Source organism: Streptomyces profundus, assembly GCF_020740535.1.
In the GTDB taxonomy this organism is placed as follows: Bacteria; Actinomycetota; Actinomycetes; order Streptomycetales; family Streptomycetaceae; genus Streptomyces; species Streptomyces profundus.
In genome coordinates this window covers 5,861,026-5,881,282 of record NZ_CP082362.1, presented here as the reverse complement: position 1 = coordinate 5,881,282, position 20,257 = coordinate 5,861,026, and the positions used below count along the sequence as shown (strand labels likewise).

General features: G+C 70.2%; 25 protein-coding genes. 17 read left to right on the top strand and 8 right to left on the bottom strand.

The genetic code is table 11. The features are described 5' to 3' along the window. The first annotated feature begins 22 nt into the window (after positions 1–22). Positions 23–553 (top strand): HAD domain-containing protein, encoded by a 531-nt coding sequence (locus K4G22_RS25940; protein ID WP_228082870.1) that lies wholly within the window; start codon positions 23–25, stop codon positions 551–553. A 68-nt stretch (positions 554–621) separates the two neighbouring features. Here the strand turns inward: K4G22_RS25940 and K4G22_RS25935 are convergent, their stop codons facing one another. From K4G22_RS25935 to K4G22_RS25920, 4 genes are all read right to left on the bottom strand, one after another. Next, positions 622–1,365 (bottom strand): protein kinase family protein, encoded by a 744-nt coding sequence (locus K4G22_RS25935; RefSeq protein ID WP_228082869.1) that lies wholly within the window; start codon positions 1,363–1,365, stop codon positions 622–624. A gap of 83 nt (positions 1,366–1,448) precedes the next feature. Continuing rightward, entirely contained in the window at positions 1,449–2,480 is a 1,032-nt protein-coding gene (locus K4G22_RS25930; protein WP_228082868.1) for a transcriptional regulator, read from the bottom strand. A gap of 22 nt (positions 2,481–2,502) precedes the next feature. Further along, the gene (locus tag K4G22_RS25925) at positions 2,503–2,697 is read right to left on the bottom strand and encodes a DUF397 domain-containing protein (protein ID WP_228082867.1); all 195 of its coding nucleotides are present in this window, start codon (positions 2,695–2,697) and stop codon (positions 2,503–2,505) included. Then, positions 2,694–3,515: a helix-turn-helix domain-containing protein gene (locus K4G22_RS25920; protein ID WP_228082866.1), complete on the bottom strand. Its 822-nt coding sequence runs from the start codon at positions 3,513–3,515 to the stop codon at positions 2,694–2,696. Before K4G22_RS25920 ends, K4G22_RS25925 begins: the two co-directional genes overlap by 4 nt. 208 nt (positions 3,516–3,723) lie before the next feature. Between K4G22_RS25920 and K4G22_RS25915 the strand changes: the two genes are divergently transcribed. The 4 genes from K4G22_RS25915 (at position 3,724) to K4G22_RS25900 (ending at position 5,248) form a co-directional block, all read left to right on the top strand. After that, entirely contained in the window at positions 3,724–3,915 is a 192-nt protein-coding gene (locus tag K4G22_RS25915; protein ID WP_228082865.1) for a hypothetical protein, read from the top strand. Positions 3,916–4,000: 85 nt separating this feature from the next. Then, complete coding sequence (locus tag K4G22_RS25910; RefSeq protein WP_228082864.1) at positions 4,001–4,372, top strand: DUF7848 domain-containing protein; 372 nt, start codon at positions 4,001–4,003, stop codon at positions 4,370–4,372. 21 nt (positions 4,373–4,393) lie between these two features. Then, positions 4,394–4,822 (top strand): NUDIX hydrolase, encoded by a 429-nt coding sequence (locus tag K4G22_RS25905; protein WP_228082863.1) that lies wholly within the window; start codon positions 4,394–4,396, stop codon positions 4,820–4,822. A gap of 36 nt (positions 4,823–4,858) precedes the next feature. Then, entirely contained in the window at positions 4,859–5,248 is a 390-nt protein-coding gene (locus K4G22_RS25900; RefSeq protein WP_228082862.1) for a hypothetical protein, read from the top strand. A 28-nt stretch (positions 5,249–5,276) separates the two neighbouring features. On the opposite strand, the gene K4G22_RS25895 is transcribed toward K4G22_RS25900, so the two are convergent. Next, positions 5,277–6,074, bottom strand: a complete 798-nt coding sequence (locus tag K4G22_RS25895) for an aminoglycoside phosphotransferase family protein (RefSeq protein ID WP_228082859.1) — start codon at positions 6,072–6,074, stop codon at positions 5,277–5,279. 179 nt (positions 6,075–6,253) lie between these two features. Between K4G22_RS25895 and K4G22_RS25890 the strand changes: the two genes are divergently transcribed. The 4 genes from K4G22_RS25890 to K4G22_RS25875 all read left to right on the top strand — a co-directional run bounded on the left by K4G22_RS25890 (position 6,254) and on the right by K4G22_RS25875 (position 10,249). Further along, positions 6,254–7,498: a serine hydrolase domain-containing protein gene (locus K4G22_RS25890; protein ID WP_228082858.1), complete on the top strand. Its 1,245-nt coding sequence runs from the start codon at positions 6,254–6,256 to the stop codon at positions 7,496–7,498. A gap of 140 nt (positions 7,499–7,638) precedes the next feature. Then, complete coding sequence (locus tag K4G22_RS25885) at positions 7,639–8,646, top strand: ABC transporter ATP-binding protein (protein WP_228082857.1); 1,008 nt, start codon at positions 7,639–7,641, stop codon at positions 8,644–8,646. 41 nt (positions 8,647–8,687) lie between these two features. Then, the gene (locus K4G22_RS25880; protein ID WP_228082855.1) at positions 8,688–9,458 is read left to right on the top strand and encodes an ABC transporter permease; all 771 of its coding nucleotides are present in this window, start codon (positions 8,688–8,690) and stop codon (positions 9,456–9,458) included. After that, positions 9,455–10,249, top strand: a complete 795-nt coding sequence (locus K4G22_RS25875; protein ID WP_228082854.1) for an ABC transporter permease — start codon at positions 9,455–9,457, stop codon at positions 10,247–10,249. The genes K4G22_RS25880 and K4G22_RS25875 overlap by 4 nt, the downstream gene beginning before the upstream one ends. Positions 10,250–10,321: 72 nt before the next feature. Here K4G22_RS25875 and K4G22_RS25870 read toward each other — a convergent pair whose 3' ends face one another. Then, positions 10,322–11,467: a glutathione-independent formaldehyde dehydrogenase gene (locus K4G22_RS25870; RefSeq protein WP_228082852.1), complete on the bottom strand. Its 1,146-nt coding sequence runs from the start codon at positions 11,465–11,467 to the stop codon at positions 10,322–10,324. A gap of 118 nt (positions 11,468–11,585) precedes the next feature. Here K4G22_RS25870 and K4G22_RS25865 point away from each other — a divergent pair, with 118 nt between their 5' ends. From K4G22_RS25865 to K4G22_RS25830, 8 genes are all read left to right on the top strand, one after another. Then, positions 11,586–12,101 carry a GNAT family N-acetyltransferase gene (locus tag K4G22_RS25865; RefSeq protein WP_228082844.1) on the top strand — a complete coding sequence of 172 codons (516 nt, stop codon included), beginning with the start codon at positions 11,586–11,588 and terminating at the stop codon, positions 12,099–12,101. Positions 12,102–12,153: 52 nt separating this feature from the next. Beyond that, complete coding sequence (locus K4G22_RS25860; protein WP_228082842.1) at positions 12,154–12,930, top strand: TetR family transcriptional regulator; 777 nt, start codon at positions 12,154–12,156, stop codon at positions 12,928–12,930. Between the two features lie 146 nt (positions 12,931–13,076). Further along, complete coding sequence (locus K4G22_RS25855) at positions 13,077–14,045, top strand: HpcH/HpaI aldolase/citrate lyase family protein (protein WP_228084231.1); 969 nt, start codon at positions 13,077–13,079, stop codon at positions 14,043–14,045. A gap of 692 nt (positions 14,046–14,737) precedes the next feature. Continuing rightward, positions 14,738–15,385, top strand: coding sequence for a phosphatidylserine decarboxylase (locus K4G22_RS25850; RefSeq protein WP_228082841.1), 648 nt, complete (start codon positions 14,738–14,740; stop codon positions 15,383–15,385). A gap of 61 nt (positions 15,386–15,446) precedes the next feature. After that, a complete protein-coding gene (locus K4G22_RS25845; protein ID WP_425336812.1) occupies positions 15,447–16,226 on the top strand; it encodes a CDP-alcohol phosphatidyltransferase family protein in 780 nt (259 codons plus the stop codon). A gap of 141 nt (positions 16,227–16,367) precedes the next feature. Then, positions 16,368–17,012 (top strand): MBL fold metallo-hydrolase, encoded by a 645-nt coding sequence (locus K4G22_RS25840; RefSeq protein ID WP_228082838.1) that lies wholly within the window; start codon positions 16,368–16,370, stop codon positions 17,010–17,012. An 88-nt stretch (positions 17,013–17,100) separates the two neighbouring features. Beyond that, positions 17,101–17,886, top strand: coding sequence for an exodeoxyribonuclease III (locus tag K4G22_RS25835; RefSeq protein ID WP_228082836.1), 786 nt, complete (start codon positions 17,101–17,103; stop codon positions 17,884–17,886). Between the two features lie 138 nt (positions 17,887–18,024). Continuing rightward, positions 18,025–18,447: a DUF6278 family protein gene (locus tag K4G22_RS25830; protein ID WP_062214124.1), complete on the top strand. Its 423-nt coding sequence runs from the start codon at positions 18,025–18,027 to the stop codon at positions 18,445–18,447. A gap of 116 nt (positions 18,448–18,563) precedes the next feature. Here K4G22_RS25830 and K4G22_RS25825 read toward each other — a convergent pair whose 3' ends face one another. Then, positions 18,564–19,328, bottom strand: a complete 765-nt coding sequence (locus K4G22_RS25825; protein ID WP_228082834.1) for a GntR family transcriptional regulator — start codon at positions 19,326–19,328, stop codon at positions 18,564–18,566. A 65-nt stretch (positions 19,329–19,393) separates the two neighbouring features. After that, positions 19,394–20,134, bottom strand: coding sequence for a hypothetical protein (locus K4G22_RS25820; RefSeq protein WP_228082833.1), 741 nt, complete (start codon positions 20,132–20,134; stop codon positions 19,394–19,396). Positions 20,135–20,257 lie beyond the last annotated feature (123 nt).

Sequence of the window (20,257 nt, the reverse complement as noted above, 5' to 3'; positions counted from 1 at the left end):
GCGGGCACCAGGGAGAACCAGCGTGATCCTCTACCTCGACATCGACGGAGTCCTCATCCCCGGACCGGACGACCACGGCAACCCGCCTTCCACCCACGAAATCCACCACGTCACTCCCAGCGGGTACGACAAGCCGGTAAGGATATGGCTGGACCCTGACCATGGCCCCCAACTCGCTGCCCTTGTGGCCGACACCGGCCTGACCCCGGTCTGGTGCACCAGCTGGCGCGAGGACGCTTCGCGCCTCATCGCCCCCCTCTTGGGTCTCTCCGAGTGGCCGCATGTGTCCCTCCCCCAACTGCCGCTGACCACCAGCCATCCCGACGGCTACCTCTGGAAACGTGATCACCTCATCGAGCACGCCGCCAGAGCCCCATTCGTCTGGATCGACGACGACTTCGCCCCCGCTGACCATGCCTGGGCCGACGCCCGCACGGCCAGCGGTCCACCCACCCTCCTCGTCCAGCCGCAACACCGCACCGGGATACAAGCCGAACACCTCCGGACGGTCCGCGCCTGGGCGACGTCGCACGCGGCGACGCGACCGCGCTGAACACGCGCCCGGAGGGTGGTGGCTGCTTCTTGTGCCGCCGCGGCCAAAGGGGTTCGGGGCGCGGGTGCTCAGAGGATGTCCGTGATGCCCCGGTGGTTGGCCCAGCTCTCGATCGCGTCGGCCATGGCCTTGAGCCACGGTGCATCGGGTTTCCGCAGGGCGCGCACGCGCGTCATTCGGGCATAGGCGACGGCCCAGGCATCGATCGCCTTCGGGTCCGCCCCACTCCAGGCCGGACAGCCGGCCGCCCAGGTCTCAGCCTCCTCCGGGGAGTGCCCGCCGGCGACAAGCTGGGTAACCAACAACGCCGGGTCGATAAACGCCGCACCCCTCGTGGGCCAAGCCCAGTCCACGACCCAGTTCCGCCGCTCGCCGATCAGCAGGTTGCTGGGGTTGATATCCCCGTGCAACAGCGTGTCACCACGGAAAAAAGCGGGCGCGCCTTCGTCAGCCCACCAGTCCCACCGCTCCTCACGCCATCCCAGAGCGGGCTCCGGAAGCGCAAACTCCCCAACGCGGTTGATGAGTTCAACCACGGTAGGGAGATCCGAAGCCCCGGGCAACAGGTCCGACCGCCGGCCCTCAACACGCTCGAACCCCAGGACGACCCATCGCGTGTCCTCGACGGACCACAGCACGGCGGGAGCCAGAGCCCGGACAAAGGGATTGATCGCCTTCTCCCGAAACATCTGATCCCGCCGACCGCCGGGCTTGTTGCGCATGGCCTTGACGAAGAACGGTCCGTTCTCACACTCCACGATGGCCGTGAGATCCGAACCGAAACCACGCTCGGTCGGCACGACGGCGTCCACAGCTCCGGTATACGGCCTGATCAACGCCAGCAGCTCAGGCTCCGGAGCGGAGCGCGCTCCTCGCTGGTGGGCTGGCAGCGGCGTCAGAAGGTCACCCCGGCGCGTTTGGCCAGGCGGGTCAGGCGGGGGTTGCTGCGGCGGTGCAACGAGGTGAGCACGCGGACGAGTTCCTGGCTCGTCGGGTGGACCCGGGCCATTTCCGGCGCCACATCCCAGGCGTCTTCGAGCGACGCGAGGGCCGCGTCGCGGTCACCCAACGCGAGGTGCGACCGGCTCAGACTCATGTGCAGCGGCCCGATCCTGGTCGCGGGCAACGACGTGCCGGCCCGCAGCAGGTCGTCGGCGGTCTCCAGCGCGTCGCGGTACTCCTCCATGTCGGAAGCGGTGGAGATGACGTGCACCGCCGTGTTCTCCGGGCCGAAGTGGATACCGTGGTCCGCGATGTCCGCCGGGAACTCGGCCGCCGCGCGCCACGCGGCGTCGACATGTCGCCGCGCGGTCCGCTGATCCTTGATCCGGCCGGCGAGCGTGAGCCCACGCAGGTGCAGGATGCCCAGGCCATAGGCCCGATCCCGCCCCCGAAGGGTCGACTCAGCCTCGACGACGGCCTGGTCGACAACGGCCAACCCACCGGCGAAGTCGCCCGAGTTGAGGAACGCGCCGGCCTCGTCACGGGCCGCAACCGTGGCGGCGATCGGCCGGGCCCGCTCGGCGGCGAGCCGCTGCTTCATGACGGCCAGCTCAGCCAGATGCATCCACCGGTGCCGGGCCGCCAGCCAGTACACCACGCTGTAGGTATCGGCGACCCGCCCCCAGGCGTCCGGCGACTGGGTCGCATGCGCGTGGTTGGTCCCATCGGCCAGCACACCGGGAAGCTGCCGCAGGACGGCACCCAACCGAGTCCGGTGACGGTGCTCATTCAGCGCGGCCAGCTGCTGCGGCAGGTCCTCGGGGTGCGGGGGAGGCGAATCGGGACTGTCAATGAGTCGAATGGCGTGCGCCAACGCCGCCAGACTGCTCACGTCGACCCGCTTGACGGAGGCCGTGCGCAGCAACTCCGCGTACGTCAGCCCCATCGTCCGGGCCAACGCGGCGGCCATGCTCTGAGACGTCACACGGTCTCCGATCCAGAACGCGTCAGCGCTGCTTCAGAGACGCGACGAACGCCACCCAACTCGGGGCAGGAACCATCAGCACGTCGGACCTGGTCTTGCTGTCCCTCACCGACACCGCGTCGGAGAAGCCATCGGCGACCTCAACGCAGTTGTTATCGCCCCCGTCGCTGTAACTGCTCTTACGCCAACGAGCATCGGTGAGGTCCGGGGTGTTCATGGCTTGCTGTCCTCCAGGATCTTGCTGATGAAGTTCACCGAGGCTGAGGGCGTCAGCGCCAGATCACGAAGCCGATCGTAGGACAGCCGGAACTTCGTGACCTCCTCGGAATCCTCATACAGGGTCCCAGAGTTGTTGCCCTCCATCCAGGCAACGGAACTGCCATCTTGCTGCCAGAGCAGCGCCAGCGATCCACCCATCAGCGGATGCACCCCGGCGCTGAAGGGCAGCACCTGAAGAACGATCGAGGGCAGATCTGCGGACTTGATCAGGTGACTCAACTGCTCGCGCCAGACCTCGGGATCGACAGTGGGCCGCATGAGTACCGACTCGTTGATGATGAAGCGGGCGCTGGGGGCCGGGGTCCGGTGCAGCAGGTACTGACGGCCGATGCGAGCGCTGATCTGGGACTCCAACTCATCCTGCGTCCAGCGTCCGGGAGCCGAGGAGAAGAGCACCCGCGCGTACCCCTCGGTCTGGAGCAGCCCAGGGATTACCTCCGAGTACCGATGCATGATGGTGGCCGTGGCTTCGTACTGCATAAACAGCCGGTAGCGGTCCACGATCACCTCGTCCTTGGCCAGCTTCCACAGCTGCCGTAGCAGGGTGTCCGTCTCGTAGTAGCCGTCGAGGTCTTCCATCACCGTCCGTTTGGAGAGACGGTCGCCGTTCTCCAGGCGGTTCAGGTAGCTGCGTTCGTAGCCGGTGTCCTCCGCGAGCTGGCTGAGGGACTTGCCCGCCTTCTCGCGCAGGCTCTTGAGCATGTAGCTCAGCACATCCCGCGCGCTTGTCGGCTCTTCGTCGATCTGTTCTGTCATCTCGGCCTTACTCGCTGTCAGACGTGGGGGACAACACCTGGAGGGCTTCAAACGGCCTGTCAGCGGCCAGGTTTGGGGTACCAATGAGCACCCGGGTTCCCCAAGTACACACTGTGGCGCAGTGCTTACGGGACCAGAACCCGGAAATCTCCTGCAACTGCTCGAACAGTTCGAGAGTGCGATCACCTACAGATCTGGAGATGACAGCATGTATCAACCTATCGCCCGTTTTCTTTCGCGTCGGGCCAGCGACAGCTCCGACGCCGGGGAACCCCAGGTGGAGGACGGGGCGGAGCCCGAGCCGGAGGCCGACCCGCACGCGGAGTTGCGGGCGCGGCTTCGGGCACGGAACGCGGCCAGCGAGAGCAACTACCGCGTGAAGAGTGGTGACGTGCCGTGAGTTGCCCGGAGTTCGTCCCCGCCCCGGGGCACCTCGCCTACCGCGAACACAGCACGCGGGCCTACCGGTTCGAGGCGGCGACGCCGTGACTCGTGACCCCATCATCAAGGGTGCGGACTGGGTGCTCACGGACGAGCACGGGCCGGGGGCGCCGGATGGCATCTACGCCGTGGAGTGCATGGTCTGCGCCGCCCGCTCCCCGCTCTTCGACAACGACGCGCACCCCGTTGCCGTGTGGGCGATCCAGCACACGGCCCAGAAGCCGGACCACGACCTCTTTCTCGCGCGGGCGGAGAAGCACTGGCGGGTGGTCCGCCGCCGGCACGAGGACGAGAACCCGGGGGCGGCGCCGCAGAAGCCCGTGGTCGCGTTCATGGACCGGGCGTTCGGGCCGGCGTTCGTCGGGCTGATGTGCCTCTGCACCGCCCTGACCGGCTATCTCATCGCACTCAACTGACCAGCGAGGAAGCACCACTTCATGGACACCAGTCCGCCCATGTCGTTCATGGTTCTGGCCACCACGCGGGACGGGCACCTGCTGATGGTGCAGGGTCCGAACGGCTGGACGCTGCCGCACGGCACCGTTCCGCCGAGGCACTGCCCGGTGCTCACCGCGCGGCGGACGTTGATGGACACCACCGGGTACGACCGGGGCGTCACCGACGCCTACGCCATCAGCGTTACCCACCGGCCCGCCGTCTCCCTCACCTATGTGCTCGACGGCGGGCACACGCCGACCGTCCCGGCCGGCGTGAACAAGCACCTCCCCGCCAACGCCGGTTGGCTCCCGCTGCGCGAACTCCACGAGCCGCCCCCCATCGTCCGGTACGCCCTCACCGCCGCCGCGCAGCGGCGCCGCGTCCCGGTGCTCATCAACGGCGAACGCCCCGACGCCGCCTACACCTGACCGAACGACCGAACGACCGGAAGAGAAGGAACAGAGATGTCCCAGCAGACCCGCGTGATCGTCCTCGTCACCACCCGCAACGGGTACGTGCTCCTCCACCGCGACCAGCTGCCGCAGGCGACCGTCCCGGCGCACGGCGACCTCGCGCTGACCGGGCGGCTCGCGCTCGCCCGGCAGACGGGGCACCTGACCGACATCACCCATGCCTGGACGGTTCAGTCGATCGGTCCGGACAACGACGGCGAGCTGTGGGTGCTGGACGGCGGGATCCATGACACCGTCCCCGATGTCACCGAGGACACCCACCCGCACGCCCGCTGGGCGCCCATCACCTCCCTCACCGTCAACACCGAGCCGACCGCACCCGTCCAGGAGGCGCTCGACGCCATGGAGGCGGGCGTCGGCATCCGGATTCCGTCCAGCTGACGGGGCGGGGCGGCGGTGGCCCGTTCGCCTATGCGAAGAGGTGGCGATGGGCGCGGCTCCAGGCCGCCCGACGGCGCAGTTCGGTGAGGCGGCCGTCGGCCACCCAGCCGCGTTGGGGCTCCTGACCACGCTCGGCCAGGTCGGCGACCAGGGTGGCGGTCTGTTCCTGGACGTCGATGACCGCGTCGACCAGCCCGCCCGTCGAGTCCAGCCCGTCCGTCGAGTCCAGACCGTAGGCGTCCGCGAAGACCTCGACGCGGTGGCGGCGGTCGGGGGGCGCGGGGTGGCGCAGCCAGCGGAGGCACTCCTCGTCGTCGCGGAAGGGGGCCGCGTACTCCAGGGCGTAGGCGACATCGTGCGCGGGGGCGGCCGGGCGGGCATAGTCCCAGTCGAGCAGGCCGACGGGGTCCGCGCCGTCCCAGACCACGTTCCAGGGGCCGAAGTCGCCGTGGCAGATCACTTCGCCTTCGCGAAGCCCTGCACGGCCGGTGCACCAGGCGAGCTCCGGCGGCGGGCGGAAGGCGGCGACGGCGTCGTGGTAGGCGCGCAGCAGTCGGGCGAAGGCCCGCAGCCCGTCGTCCGGCACGATCCGCGCCCAGCCGTCGGCGCCCGAGTCCCCCGGCAGGTGGGTGAGGACCTCGCGGCCCTCCTCGTCGACGCCCAACACCCGTGGCGCATAGGGGAATTCGACGCGTTCCAGGTGGCGGAGCAGGGCGTGGACCGATGGGCTCCACGGGTGGGTGGGACGACGCACGGTGTCCCCCACGCGGACCACCGTGCGGTGCGGCGCGTCCTGAAGTACCTCGGGTTCGGGTGTCTCCGTCACGGGGCGACCCTCCCAGGCGTCAAAGGCGACGGCCACCCGTTATCCACCGGCCGGCCCGGGGGATAGCCCCACCCCGCAGTGGCGGGTGGACCGCATGGTGGCGGGGGCGGGCCGTTTCTACCGTGGATCACGCACCTGTTGATCTTGCATGGGCGGCGACGCCGAGGAGGCATTTTCCGATGAGTCTTGCCAGGAGCGGACGGCTGACGCGGGCGTGGTTGTGGACGGCGTGCGCCGGGGTGGTGGCGACGGGGGCGGCCATGGCGCTGCTGCCCAACGGGGCCGCCGTCGGGTCCTCGGCCGGCGGGGGCGACCCGGGGCGTGAGTCGCGTCTGCAAAGGGAGGCGGAGCTGGTGGTCGACGCGGGCGCCACCGGGCTGACGGTGGCCGTCGAGAGCGCGTCGGACGAGGAGGAGCGGGCCAGGGCTGGGGTGGCCGAGCTGGGCACGGAGCAGCAGGTGCCCTGGAACGCGTACTACCGGATCGGCAGTGACACCAAGACCTTCACGGCGGTGCTGATGCTCCAACTCGTCGACGAGGGACGGGTGGAGCTGTCCGACACGGTCGAGGAGTGGCTGCCGGGGGTGGTGGCCGGCGAGGGCAACGACGGCAGCCGGGTGACGGTGGCGAACCTGCTGCGGCACACCAGTGGGCTGACCAACTACACGGATCTCCTGTTCGGCGACCCCGATCTCCTCACGCCGGAGAACTACCACGAGGAACGTTTCCTGGTGCGATCGGTCGAGGAGAAGGTGGCGCTGGCGATGACCGAGCCGCCAGGCTGGGTCCCGGACGCGGCGGACCCGGTGGGCGAGACTCGGTGGGCGTACTCCAACACCAACTACCTGCTGGCCGGCATGATCATCGAGGAGGCCACCGGGCACAGCTGGGAGCGGGAGGTGCACGAGCGGATCGTCGAGCCGCTGGGCCTGAGGCACACCTTCTCCCCCGGCACCTCGGCCTACGTCCCGGAGCCCACCGCCCACGGCTATCTCCAGTTCCCGGGGGAGAGCGAGCTGACGGACACCACGCTCCAGGCCGATGGCGGCGCGGACGGTGGGTTGATCAGCACCCCCGACGACATGAACACCTTCCTGCGGGCGCTGCTGGACGGCACGTTGCTGCCGCCGGAGCGGCTGGCGGAGATGCAGGAGACGGTGCCGGCCGACGTGTTCGGCGAGGGCGCTGGCTATGGCCTGGGCCTGGTCTGGGCGCCGCGCTGCGGTGCGGGCGAGCCGGGTCTCTGGTTCCACGGCGGGACGTCGTTCGGCACGGTCTCCGAGGGCGCCGTCACCGAGAACGGCGAAGCCGCGGCGAGCGCCGCCGTGTTCACCCTCCGCTTCGAGGACACGGAACAGCAGGACGCCCAGGACGAGGCGACGCGCACCATGATCGACAACGCCCTCTGCGACAGCGGGCGTTAGGGCATCTCGTTCGCCGCCGGGGGTGGGCCCGTTGCCGGTCGCGGGCCCACCCCCCTATGCTCAGCGTTGGCTCCTCAGGGCTGGAGCCCCAGACGTGACGTCGATCGGCCCCGCCCTGCGTGGTCGATGGGGAGTCCGTCGTGCACGCACGCACAGCAGCGTCCGAACCGATCATCACCACGCGGAACCTGGGCAAGTCCTACGCCTTCTACGAGCAGCCGCCGAGCCTGCTGGGCGCCTTCCGGAGCCTCTTCCACCGCAGGCTCACCACCGTTCCGGCGGTCGAGGACCTGAACCTTGAGGTGCGGCGCGGAGAGATCGTCGGCCTGCTGGGGCCGAACGGCGCGGGGAAGACCACCACCGTCAAAATGCTCTGCGGACTGCTGGTGCCCACCACGGGCAGTCTGCGCGTCTGTGGCGAGTCGCCAACGAATCGCTCCTACGCGTTCCTGTCGCGGATCTCCGTGGTCTTCGGCCAGAAGTCGATGCTCTGGTGGGATGTGTCCACCCGTGAGTCGTTCAGGATCCACCGGAGCATGTACGAGATCCCGGGCGGCGACTTCTCGGAAATGGTCCAACGACTCGGTGAACTGCTGGATATCGGCACCATCCTGGACACGCCGGTGCGTCATCTCTCCCTCGGCCAGCGAATGCGCTGCGAACTCGCGCTGGCCCTGCTGCACCGACCGGCTCTCCTGTTCGCCGACGAGCCGACCATCGGTCTCGATGTCGAGGCCAAGGCGATCGTGCGGAACCATCTGCGGGAGATCAACGCCACGTTCGGCACCACGGTTGTCCTGACCAGTCACGATATGAACGATGTGGCGGCGCTCTGCGACCGCGTCGTCATTGTCAGGGACGGTAGAGCGGCGTTCGACGGGGATCTCGCCGCGCTACGCGCCCGGGCGAATCTCACCAGGGAAGTGGAACTCACCTACCGGGACGCTCCTCGGATTCCGATGGAGGTGCTCCGGGCGTCGGTCGAAATCGGAACGCACCGCGTTCGGTTGCGACTCGACACGGAACCGGTGGGGATGCTGGTGCGGGCCGCGACGCGTTGGGGCGATCTCGTCGATATCCGGATCATCGAGGCCGGGCTCGATGAGGTCATGGCCAAGGTGTTCAGCGGCAACGGACCAGACGCGTGACGCGCCACGCCCTTCGACGCGACGCGCGTCTTCTCCGCTCCGTGTTGCGCCAGGAAATCCAGATGATCGCCCAGTACCGCTGGTGGCTGTTGGCGATGCAGGCGAGCGTCGTCGTCCTACCGCTGATTTCCCTCCTGGTATGGCGAGGTGCCATCTCCCACGGCGCAAGGCCCCCGGTCACCCGGGAATACCTGACGACCTATCTGGTTCTCGTGAGTCTGGTCACCATGCTCACATCGAGCTGGACCGCGAGGTTCCTCGCGGAGAGCATTCGCCTGGGACGCCTGAACACCTGGCTGGTCCGGCCGTGTTCCACCCATCTGGCCGCCGCGGCCAACAACATCGGCGAGAAGGCCGCGAAGCTCGCCACGCTGCTGCCTCTTGTCGCCGCCCTGGTGGTGGCCTTCCAGGGCGACTTCGATCCCCCGGCCGAGCCCCGACGTTGGCTGCTCTTCGCCTGGGCCCTCGCCATGGGCGCCACGATGACCTTCAGCCTCGACATCGTCGTCGGTTCACTCGCCTTCTGGTGGCAGGACATCAGCGCCGTCGACCGGTTCCGGCAACTGATCACGCTCCTCCTTTCGGGCGCGCTCGTCCCCCTGGCGGTCATGCCTGCCGCCTGGGGTCCGTTTCTCGCTGTCCAGCCCTTCGGCTATATCGTCGCGTTTCCCATCGACACACTGCTGGAGCCGAGCGCCGTCACCCTGCGGGCCGGGCTGGCGATTCAGCTGGGTTGGACGCTGCTTTCCCTCGGAGCCGCCCGTATCGTCTGGCGCCGAGGGCTTCGCCGCTACCAGGGGGCCGGCGCGTGAACCTCAGAACCGCGCGGGTCACGTTCCGGGTGTGGCGACAGTTGGTGCGTCAGGCGCTGATGCGGGATCTCCAGTTCCGTTCGCAGGCGTGGACACACCTGGGCGCGAGCGTGGGAGAGCTGGCCGTCGGCATCCTTCCGGTGCTGATCCTTACCGGACACCCGGGCACGGACCAGGCGATCCCACGGGAGTCCGTTCTCGCCGTCGGCATCTTCGCCATCACCACGGGCCTGATGGACTGCTTTGTCACGCCCGGCCTGCGCGCGTTCGACCTCGCCGTTCGTCGGGGCGAGTTGGACCTCGCGATCATCAGGCCCGTACCGACGTTCTTCTACGCGGTGCTGCGCTGGATCCAGCCGACCGAGCTGGGGAGGTGTCTCACCGGATTCGCGATCCTCGCGATCGCGATCCAGGAATTCGATATCCGCCCCGATCCCCATGCCATGGTGTGCGTGCTGGTGTGGGCACTCGTCGGATCCTTCGCCTACTGCGCGTTCTGGGCCAACCTGGCCTTTGCCGCCTTCTGGGTACGTTCCGTCGAGCCGGTGAACGAGTTGGCCGCCGCCTGGCGCGGCTCAGGACAGTATCCGCGGCAGTTCTTTCCGCGCACGTTCCAGGTCGTTCTCGTGTCATTCGCTCCGGCCGCGCTCAGCGGCTCCTATCCGGCGCAGCGGTTTCTCGACCCGAGTTCTTCCCTTGTCCTCGCACCCGTCGTGCTGCTCGCCTCGTTCTCCCTCACGGCGCTGGTGTGGCGGCGGGGGCTCGCTCGATACGACAGCGCGAGCAGTTGAGGGCGCGGCCACGGTCGCGGTGACCGGAGAGGTCCCGCCCCGTCGGACGGGGCGGGACGGGGCGCGCGCGGGTCAGACGGCGCTGAGTTCGGGCTTGAGGAGGACCTTGGTCCAGCCCTCGGCCCGCTTGTCGAAGCGGTCGTAGGCCTCCGGCGCCTGGGCCAGCGGCAGCCGGTGGGAGACCACGAAGCTGGGGGTGGCCCGGCCGGCGATGATCAGATCACGCAGCTGCCGGTTGTACGCCTTGACGTTGGCCTGCCCGGAGCCCATCCGCAGGCCCTTCTCGAAGAACTTGCCGATCTTGACGAGGAGTTGACCGTGCTGGGCGCTCTCGCTCGGGCCGCCGGGGTCCTCCGGGACATAGAGCCCGACGACGCCGAGGGCGCCGGTGGGGCGGACCGAGTCGATCAGCGTGTTGAGCACGATGGCCGGCTGTTCGTCGCCCTCCTTGACCGTCGCCTGGTAGCCGACGGCGTCGATGCCCTTGTCCGTGCCCTCGCCGCCCGTCTGGTCCTTGATCTGGGCGGCGGCGTCGGCCTTGGAGTAGTCGATGGGAATGGCGCCGATGCGCTCGGCCAGAGCCAGCCGGTCCGCCTGCCGGTCCACCACGAAGACCTTGCTCGCCCCGCGCAGCAGCGCCGAGTAGGCCGCCATCAGACCGACCGGGCCGGCGCCGAAGACACTGACCGTCTCGCCCGGGCTGACATCGGCCAGCTCGGTGGCGTGGTAGCCGGTGGGGAAGATGTCCGCCAGCAGCGCGAAGTCGTCCTCGTGCTCCTCGCCGGGAGGCAGCGTCAGGCAGTTGAAGTCCGCGAAGGGGACGCGCAGGTACTCGGCCTGGCCGCCCCGGTAGGGGCCCATGGAGACATAGCCGTAGGCGCCGCCGGCGAAGCCCTCGTTGACCGTGAGACAGAATCCGGTCTTGCCGGCGAGGCAGTTCTTGCAGAAGCCACAGCCGACGTTGAACGGGAGGACGACGCGGTCACCCTTCTTGATCCTGGCCACGCCAGGACCGACCTCCTGGACGACGCCCATGTTCTCGTGGCCGAAGACGATGCCCGACTCGGCGCCGGTGCGGCCCTCGTACATGTGCAGATCGGATCCGCAGATGGCACTGGTGGTGACCCGGATGACCACGTCGTTCGGATCCTCGATCCGCGCGTCGGGTACGTCCTCCACAGTCACGGAGTAGGGCTCCTGGTACACGACCGCCTTCACAGTTACCTCCAGGCACGCACGTTCTTGCTCCTTTTGGGGCACTTTGCTCCACCGTAGTGGCGCCCGGCCCACCCGGCGACCGGGGCGACGCGCCTCCCCGCGGCGCTACCGTGCCGCCATGGACACCGCGATACGACCGATGACCGAGGGTGACGCGCCGGCCGTCGCCGATCTGCGGGTGGCCGGCTGGCGGACGGCGTACCGGGGGCTGATGCCGGCGGAGTTCCTGGCCGGGCTCCGCCCCGAGCGGTTCGTCCGCTGGCTGGGGACGCGGCCGACGCTGGACGGGCATGTGGTGGCCCAGCGGCCGGGCGGCGAGCTGCTCGGCTGGGCATCGTCCGGGCCCTACCGGACGGACGGCGACGGGGACGGCCATGGCGACGGCGAGTTGTACGCCCTCTATGTCCGCCCCGACGCCTGGGGCGGCGGCGTCGGCCGGGCGCTGCTGGCGGCCTCGCGCGACCGGCTGGCCGCTCGGGGGCACCGCAGGGTGCGGCTGTGGGTGGTGGTCGGCAACGAGCGCGCCCAACGCTTCTACACGGCGGCCGGGCTGCCACCCGACGGGCGACGCCGCGAGGAGCGGATCGGCGAGACACTGGTGGCCGAGGAACGGCGCACCGCTCCGTTGCCCTGAGTCGCCTCACGCGCCCGGAACAGGGGGTATCCGGGAGCGTGGGACGCCGCGCATGGAGTACGTTCCCTGCATGGCTCGTCCCGTGAAGTCGGCTCGCACCCAGCAGTCCTCCCAGCGCCGCAAGGTCCGCCGCGAACTCGCGGCGGCGGCCCTGGAGTTGTTCGCCACCAAGGGGTACGAGGCCACCACGGTCGACGAGATCGCCGCCACGGCCGGCGTCGCCAGACGGACGTTCTTCCGCCACTTCCGGTCCAAGGAGGAGGCGATCTTCCCCGACCACGACGACACCCTGGAGCGGGTCCAGGCGGTGCTGTTGGGGGCACCGGCCCAGGAGAACCCGATCGACACGATCTGCCGGGGGATCAAGGAGGTGATGCGGATGTACGCCGCCTCACCCGCCCTCTCGGTGGCCCGCTACCGGCTGACCCGCGAGGTGCCGGCGCTGCGGGAACGCGAGATCGCCTCCGTCTCCCGCTACGAACGGCTCTTCACCCGCTACCTGTTGGCGGAGTTCGACGAGCACTCGCACCTCGGCGACGAACCACTGCTCGCCGAGGTGGCCGCCTCGGCGGTGGTGACGGCGCACAACCACGTGCTGCGCCGCTGGCTGCGCCGGGAGGGGCAGGGGGACGTGGAGGCGGCGCTCGACCACGCGTTCACCATCGTGCGGCGTGCCTTCGGTGACCTGCCGTCCGGTGCGGCCAGGGGCAACCCGCCGGCGGCCACGGCGACCAGGAACGGCGAGGTGCTGGTGACGGTCGCCAGGACGGACGCGCCGCTGCCCGAGGTGATGAAGGCCATCGAACAGGCCCTGCACCAGCGGCGGTGACCGGCGCTGTCAGTGGCACGTCGTATCGTCGACGGCGTTCGTAGCGCTGTATGTCGCGAAGTTCGTCGCTGTCCGTCTCGCTGTCCGTCTCGCTGTCCGTCTCGCTGTCCGTCTCGCTGTTCGCCGGCTTCTCGAAAGGCCCCTCGATGACCGCCGTTCCGCCGCCCGTTCTCCGGCCCCGCCGTTCCTGCCTCGCGGTTCCCGGCAGCAACCCGCGCTTCCTGGAGAAGGCCCAGGGCCTGCCGGCGGATCTGGTCTTCCTCGATCTGGAGGACGCCGTCGCCCCCTCGGCCAAGGAGGAGGCCAGGCGGCTGGTGGTGGCCGCGCTCAACGAGGGCGACTGGAGCGGCAGGACGCGCGCGGTTCGCGTCAACGACTGGACCACGCACTGGACATACCGCGACGTGATCGCGGTGGTCGAGGGCGCCGGGGCCCGGCTGGACTGCCTGGTGCTGCCCAAGGTGCAGAGCGCCGAGCAGATCGTCGCGCTGGATCTGCTGCTCACCCAGATCGAGCGGGCCGTGGGCCTGGAGGCCGGCCGGATCGGCATCGAGGCCCAGGTGGAGAACGCCAGGGGCCTGCTCGAAGTCGAGGCCATCGCGGCGGCCTCCCCCCGCCTGGAGACGCTGGTCTTCGGGCCCGCCGACTTCATGGCCTCGATCGCGATGCGCACCCTGGTGGTGGGCGAGCAGCCGCCCGGCTATCCGGCGGACGCCTACCACCACATCCTGATGCGGATCCTGCTGGCCGCCCGCGCACACGGCCTCCAGGCCATCGACGGGCCCTATCTCCAGATCAGGAACCCGGACGGCTTCCGCGAGGTGGCGGGCCGCTCGGCCGCGCTCGGCTTCGACGGGAAGTGGGTGCTCCACCCCGACCAGATCGAGGCGGCCAACGAGATCTTCGCGCCGTCCCAGGCCGACTACGACCACGCCGAGCTGATCCTGGACGCCTACGCGCACGCGCTGTCGGCGGCGGGCGGCGCCAGGGGAGCGGTGATGCTGGGCGAGGAGATGATCGACGAGGCCAGCCGGAAGATGGCGCTGGTCGTCGCCGGCCAGGGCCGGGCGGCGGGGCTGACCCGCACCTCCGCCTTCACACCGCCGGCACGCTGACGGCGCGGCGCCACGGGAGGCGCCGGGGTGCCGGGGGCACCGGGCTGTCGGGGGGTCGGCGGTGCGCATTTCGGCCATCCGGGCACAGTGCGGGCCCGGCACACCCCGTCCGCCACAATTTTTACCTGATCATGAACCGCGGCGAACGGGCCCGTTCGAGAACCACCCGCGATCGGGCGGCGACCCTCCGTGCCATCGCGGGCGCCCCGCGCTCCCCCATCCCCGGCACACCGCCCACACCCCCCGGACACCAGGGCCGCGCCGAAGCGCGGGCCACCGTGGTTCGACCGACGCGACCAGCGCGAAGAGCCGGTGAGCACCGCCCACACGCGCCGGATTGACCGAAACACACCAGAGCATCCATGCCCGCCCCGAGACCGAGGCCGCCCGCCGGACCCCACCGGCCCGCCCGCGCACGGCGATCGGGCCACCACGGAGCGAAACGGCCATGTGACCGATCCGTGAGAGAACCACCAACAATCGGAAGATGATCTTCAGCCAGTCCCCCGCGGGCCCGCCACGCCCACCGGGCAGATTGTCCTTTTCACACCCTGGTCAGCGCCCGTTCCACGACCGCCGAATGACGTCGATGGGCCCGCTGGCTTGCCGAGTTACCGCCGGGGACCTATAGCATCGGGAGTAAGCCGCTTCGCTGTGGACGGGTGCGGCACTCACCGCTACGAAGGTCTCTCATGCCTCACCGCTCATCCTCTTCCCCCAGCGGCCGGGTACGTCTGGCCCGCGGCGCGTCCGCCTGGCTGCTGCCCACGGTGGCCGCCGCGGGCGTCAGCCTCGTGAAGGCGCGCCGGTCCGGTCGTTGGGCGGCGGCGGCCGTGCCGACCACCGCGCTGGCCGCGGGAATGCTGTGGTTCTTCCGGGACCCGGAACGGGAGATCTCCCAGGGCCGGCTGATCTCACCGGCCGACGGGGTGGTGCAGAGCATCACCGACTGGCCGGACGGCAGGATCCGGGTGGCGATCTTCATGAGCCCCCTCAACGTCCACGTGAACCGCGCCCCGGCGGCCGGCACGGTCCGCTCCGTCGAGCACATCCCGGGCGGCTATGTCCCGGCGTTCGACAAGGAGAGCGAGAACAACGAGCGGGTGGTCTGGCGCTTCGACACCGAGCTCGGCGATCTTGAGATGGTGCAGATCGCCGGCGCCGTGGCCCGCCGGATCGTGCCCTATGTGCCGCAGGGCTGCAAGGTCGAGCAGGGCGAGCGGGTCGGCCTGATCCGCTTCGGCTCCCGGGTCGATGTGTACCTCCCCGAGGGCATCGAACCGGCCGTCGAGGTCGGCCAACGCACTACGGCGGGAGTGACACGCCTTGACCGTGATTGACCGCAAGTCCGCCCGTGAATGGGCGAGGGCTGACGAGGAGGGGGACGGCGAGGCCGACGACATGCCGTTCTCCATGCGGCTGTCGATAGCGGACACGCTCACCCTGCTGAACGCCACCTGCGGCTTTCTCGCCGTCTACTTCACCACCACCGGCGTGCTGATCCCGCACCTCACGAACAGCGGAGACGCTGGCGTGGTCCGCAACAACGCCGCGACCGCGGTGCTGTTGATGCTGCTGGCCTCGGTCTTCGACCTGTGCGACGGGCTGGTGGCGCGCAAGCTGCGGGCCTCGCCGATGGGCGCCGAGCTGGACAACCTCTCCGATCTGATCAGTTTCGGTCTGGCCCCGGCCTACTTCGTGCTGGTCTGGGGGATGGTGGTCGGCGATGTCCATGAGCCGCTCTCCGCCCTGGCGGCCACGGTGGTGCTGCTCGCCGTGGTGCTCCGGCTGGCCAGATTCTCCTGTGTGACCATGCCGCACGGCGTGTTCCAGGGCATGCCAAGCCCGTTCGGCGCGCTCACCGTGGTCTCCATCGTGCTGCTGGAGCTGCCGTTCACGCCCACCCTGCTGGCGATCGGCGGCGTCGCCTGGCTGATGGTGAGCCGGGTCGAGTACCCCAAGCCGCGCGGCACGCTGGCCGTCGCCATGCTGGCCTGGATCGTGCTCAGCATGACGCTGCTCACCGCCTGGGCCTTCGACGCGCCCGGCGGGCTGCTGATGCTCCAGACCGCCTGCTCGCTCCAGCTGGTGCTGGGCGCGGTGATCCCGCTGTTCGCCATGTGCCGCCGGGTCTTCGCGTTCCGCGACAACCGCCGCGAGGCGCGCGCCGCCCAGTCCTGAGCCGGCGGCTCCCTTTTTCGCACCTTTCCGAACTTCTCAGAGCTCTTCCGAACTCTCCCGAACCCGGTCGCGCGGCAGGAGGCGCGGCCGGGTTCGTGGTCGCTCCGGCGACTGTCAGCGGCCCGTTGCACAATGGCCGACATGGAGTTGACCAAGAAGGGCCACGCCTGTGTGCGGCTCACAGAGCAGGGCCGCACGCTGGTGATCGATCCGGGCGGTTTCAGCGAGCCGGACGCCGCGGTGGGCGCCGACGCCGTGTTGATCACCCACGAGCATCCCGACCATCTCGACGAGGGCCGGCTGCGGGCCGCGCTGGACGCCGATCCGGGGCTTGAGATCTGGACGTCGCGCGCCGTCGCCGATCTCCTCGCCGGCGCGTTCCCGGGGCGGGTGCACACGGTCGGCGAGGGCGACGCCTTCGAGGCGGCCGGCTTCCGGATCGAGGTGCACGGCCAGCTGCACGCGGTGATCCACCCCGATCTGCCCCGCATCGCCAACATCGGCTTCCTGGTGGACGAGGCCGTCTTCCACCCGGGCGACGCGTTGACGGTGCCGGGCCGCCCCGTGTCCACGCTGCTGCTGCCCCTGCACGCCCCATGGAACAAGTTCTCCGAGGTGGTCGACTATGTGCGCGAGATCGACCCAGAGCGGGCCCTCGCGGTGCACGACGGGCTGCTCTCCGACGCCGGCCTCGCCGTCTACGGGCGGAATCTGAGCCCCCAGGGGCTCAGCATCGGCCAGGCGTCCTTCGCCCGGCTGACGCCCGGGGAGTCCGTCACCGTCTGACGCCCGACCGCCCTCTTCACCCGTCCCCCCTCTTCACCCGTCCGCCCGTCGAGAGCCCGCCCCGCAGTCCCTCCCCGAAAGAGCCGTCATGCGCATCGCCACCTGGAACGTCAACTCGATCACCGCGCGCCTTGAGCGGCTGCTCGCCTGGCTGGAACGCAGCCAGACGGATGTGCTGTGCCTACAGGAGCTGAAGTGCGACGCCGCCGCCTTCCCCACCGAGCCGCTGCGCGCCGCCGGGTATGAGGCCGCGGTGCACGCCGGCGGCCGGTGGAACGGCGTGGCGGTGCTCTCCCGGGTCGGCCTGACCGACGTGGTGGAGGGGCTCACGGGCGGCCCGGCGTTCAACGACGCGGCCGAGCCCCGCGCGGTCGGGGCCACCTGCGGCGGGGTGCGCGTCTGGTCCGTCTATGTGCCCAACGGCCGGGAGGTCGGGCATCCGCACTTCGCCTACAAGCTGGCCTGGTTCTCCGCGCTGCGGGAGACGGTCGCCAAGGACGCGGCGGGCCCGGTGCCGTTCGCCGTGCTCGGCGATTTCAATGTCGCGCCGACGGACCACGACGTGTGGGACATCGGGGAGTTCGAGGGCGCCACCCATGTCACCGAGGCGGAGCGCACCGCGCTGGCCGAGCTGCGCGCCACCGGTCTCTCCGATGTGGTGCCGCGCCCGCTCAAGTACGACCGCCCGTTCACCTACTGGGACTACCGACAGCTGTGCTTCCCGAAGAACCGGGGCATGCGGATCGATCTCGTCTACGGGAACGCCCCGTTCGAGGCCGCCGTCTCGGACGCCTATGTGGACCGGGAGGAGCGCAAGGGCAAGGGCGCGTCCGACCACGCCCCGGTGGTGGTGGATCTGACGACGGCCGGCTGAGCCCCGCGACGCCGGGGAGCAAGTCGCCCGAGTCGCGTCGCCGTTGCCCGTCGGCGCGGCCGGCGAAGGCGGCGCGACGGATGGCGGGAACCGCGCGCCGCTTGGGCCAAACCGGGCCCGGGGTGCGACCCTTGGGGCATGAACATCCCTTTCCTGGACAACTGGCGCAAGCGGCCCGCTCCCGCGACCGACGCCTGGTCGGACACCGAAGGGGTGGCGGAGTTGCTCTCCGAGTGCGAGCTGTTGCGCGACCGCGCGCAGCGGGCCGGCCTGGTGCTGGGCGACACCCCGATCTCCCTTGAGGCGCTGGACCAGCTGGTACCCCGCTGGCGGGACGACCCGGAGGAGTTGCCCTGGTTGGCCAACGACGCCGGCCTCTACCTCGGCACGGTCATCGTGCGCACCGTGCCGGGCGCCCGCTGGGGCCCGGGGCCCGACGGGCAGCCCGTGGTGGTGATGGCCTCCGGGCGGCAGGTCGATGTGGCGGCCACCGGGCAGCAGTGGGCCGAGGCCGGCTCGCCCGAGCTGTCGCAGGTCTACGCGGAAGTGGCCGAGTCCTAGGGCATGGGCCTGCCTTGACCGGGGCCCGCCTCGCACGGGGGCTTTGCACGGGGGCTCTGCACGGCGGCTTTGCACGGGGCGCCGGATCGGGGGCCGGCGGGCGGCCCCCGGGCCGGTCAGCCGCCGAAGGCGATGGCGTACTCCAGCCGCCAACGGTCCCCCGGCACGACGGTGTCGGAGGTCTCGACCGGCCGGTCGTCCGCGTCGTAGTGGGTGCGCTCGACGGAGGTGACGCACTGCCCCGGCGAGCAGCCGAGGGCCTCCGCCTCGGCGCCCGTGGCAGGGCGCGAGCCGACCACCTCGCGGGCCCGCACCACCCGCACCCCGATCGCGGCGAAGCGGCCCCGCACACCCCTGCGGGCATAGGGGCCACGCTCGGGATAGACCACGTCGGTGTCCTCGGTCAGGGCCAACGGCTCCCAGCTGGTGGCCAGTTGCAGCGGGCGGCGATCCGCGAGGTACTCGTACTGGGTGCACATCACCGGCTCCCCCAGCGCCACCCCGAGACGCTCGGCGATCCCCGGCGGCGCGACGGTGGGCGTGGAGACCGCCTCCCAGCTGACCTCGGGATGCTCGGCGATGCCGCCGGCCAGGGCCTGGACGCTGGCCGAAAGCGGCGAGTCCACGGCGCCCGTGGACCGCAGCAGCGAGCCGATCGGGGCCCGGTCGCTGACGAAGACCCCCCGCCCGAACTGGCCCGTGGCATAGCCGGCGGCCTTCAGGACCCGCACCGCGCGGTCCACCGTCTGGTCGCTGGCCCCGAAAGTGCGCTTCAGCTCCGCCCGGGACGGAATCCGCGCCCCCACCAGCAGCGCCCCCTCGTCGATCTGGCGGCGCAGATCGTCTGCGATGCGCTCATACATCGGCCGGCCGTCGCCCATCCACGTCTCCCTTCCGCGGAGTACGACGCGTCCGTACCCGCCAGCCCAGGCTACGTCACGCCGCGTCAGAGTTCCTTACTGGTGGTGAGCTTGGGCGCCGGGGTGATGGCGATCTTGGTGACATCGTCGACCAGTTCGACCAGATCCGCCCCGTATGCCTGGGAGTTGATGACCTTGAGCAGCAGACAGAATGTGCCGCCCGAACCATACTTGCGCGCCAACTTCACATGGTGCCTGGCCAGATAGCGGGTGGCCGCCTGGTTGGTGACGGACCGCTGGCCGCAGGCCAGGAAGACCGGCCGGTCCTGCTGTCCCGCGGTGATCCGGGCCAGCAACACATACTCGGTGACGCCGGAGTCCAGCCGGTAGCGTTCGGAGCCGATGCCCAGGGCCCAGCGGTCGGGCCCCTCGGACTCGGTGTTCACCGACACGCCGGGCAGCAGGCTGCTCAGGTGCGCGGCGGTCCGGCGGTTGGCCATCGGTCCGCCCAGGCAGAACTCGGTGCGCTCGCCGAAGCCCTGGCGGGGGCTCTCTCCCGATATCAACTGGGGTGTCGCGCCACAGTTCCTGATCACGGCGGCCAGTTCGAGCAGGGCCAGCACGTCGTTGCGGGTCACCGCGCCGTCGGCGGTGGTGTCGCGGCCGACGACCAGCAGGCATTCGGCGTTGTCCGGCAGCCCGAAGAAATCCTGGAGGCGGCGCCTCGCGCGGGCGGCCAGCCGGCCGCGCGCCCACCCTCCGAGCGCGAGAGCGACCAGCGCGGCGGCGGCCACCGCGATCACCAGTAGAAGCGCGTCTTCATCCATGGCCGGGAATCTACCGGTGCCCGACACGGGGGACGAGCCCTGGCGAGAACCGGACGGAACGAGGATCAGGCGGAGCGCGTTGCCCATCGGACGGCGCACGGTTGCTGAAGCGCGCCGGGAACG

What these genes read in the sequence shown, in the direction of transcription:
- K4G22_RS25925 (WP_228082867.1), bottom strand. Translation starts at nt 2,697, where the DNA reads ATGAACACCCCGGACCTCACCGATGCTCGTTGGCGTAAGAGCAGTTAC.
- K4G22_RS25920 (WP_228082866.1), bottom strand. Translation starts at nt 3,515, where the DNA reads ATGACAGAACAGATCGACGAAGAGCCGACAAGCGCGCGGGATGTGCTG.
- K4G22_RS25915 (WP_228082865.1), top strand. Translation starts at nt 3,724, where the DNA reads ATGTATCAACCTATCGCCCGTTTTCTTTCGCGTCGGGCCAGCGACAGC.
- K4G22_RS25905 (WP_228082863.1), top strand. Translation starts at nt 4,394, where the DNA reads ATGGACACCAGTCCGCCCATGTCGTTCATGGTTCTGGCCACCACGCGG.
- K4G22_RS25900 (WP_228082862.1), top strand. Translation starts at nt 4,859, where the DNA reads ATGTCCCAGCAGACCCGCGTGATCGTCCTCGTCACCACCCGCAACGGG.
- K4G22_RS25890 (WP_228082858.1), top strand. Translation starts at nt 6,254, where the DNA reads ATGAGTCTTGCCAGGAGCGGACGGCTGACGCGGGCGTGGTTGTGGACG.
- K4G22_RS25865 (WP_228082844.1), top strand. Translation starts at nt 11,586, where the DNA reads ATGGACACCGCGATACGACCGATGACCGAGGGTGACGCGCCGGCCGTC.
- K4G22_RS25860 (WP_228082842.1), top strand. Translation starts at nt 12,154, where the DNA reads ATGGAGTACGTTCCCTGCATGGCTCGTCCCGTGAAGTCGGCTCGCACC.
- K4G22_RS25855 (WP_228084231.1), top strand. Translation starts at nt 13,077, where the DNA reads ATGACCGCCGTTCCGCCGCCCGTTCTCCGGCCCCGCCGTTCCTGCCTC.
- K4G22_RS25850 (WP_228082841.1), top strand. Translation starts at nt 14,738, where the DNA reads ATGCCTCACCGCTCATCCTCTTCCCCCAGCGGCCGGGTACGTCTGGCC.
- K4G22_RS25845 (WP_425336812.1), top strand. Translation starts at nt 15,447, where the DNA reads ATGCCGTTCTCCATGCGGCTGTCGATAGCGGACACGCTCACCCTGCTG.
- K4G22_RS25840 (WP_228082838.1), top strand. Translation starts at nt 16,368, where the DNA reads ATGGAGTTGACCAAGAAGGGCCACGCCTGTGTGCGGCTCACAGAGCAG.
- K4G22_RS25835 (WP_228082836.1), top strand. Translation starts at nt 17,101, where the DNA reads ATGCGCATCGCCACCTGGAACGTCAACTCGATCACCGCGCGCCTTGAG.
- K4G22_RS25830 (WP_062214124.1), top strand. Translation starts at nt 18,025, where the DNA reads ATGAACATCCCTTTCCTGGACAACTGGCGCAAGCGGCCCGCTCCCGCG.
- K4G22_RS25825 (WP_228082834.1), bottom strand. Translation starts at nt 19,328, where the DNA reads ATGGGCGACGGCCGGCCGATGTATGAGCGCATCGCAGACGATCTGCGC.
- K4G22_RS25820 (WP_228082833.1), bottom strand. Translation starts at nt 20,134, where the DNA reads ATGGATGAAGACGCGCTTCTACTGGTGATCGCGGTGGCCGCCGCCGCG.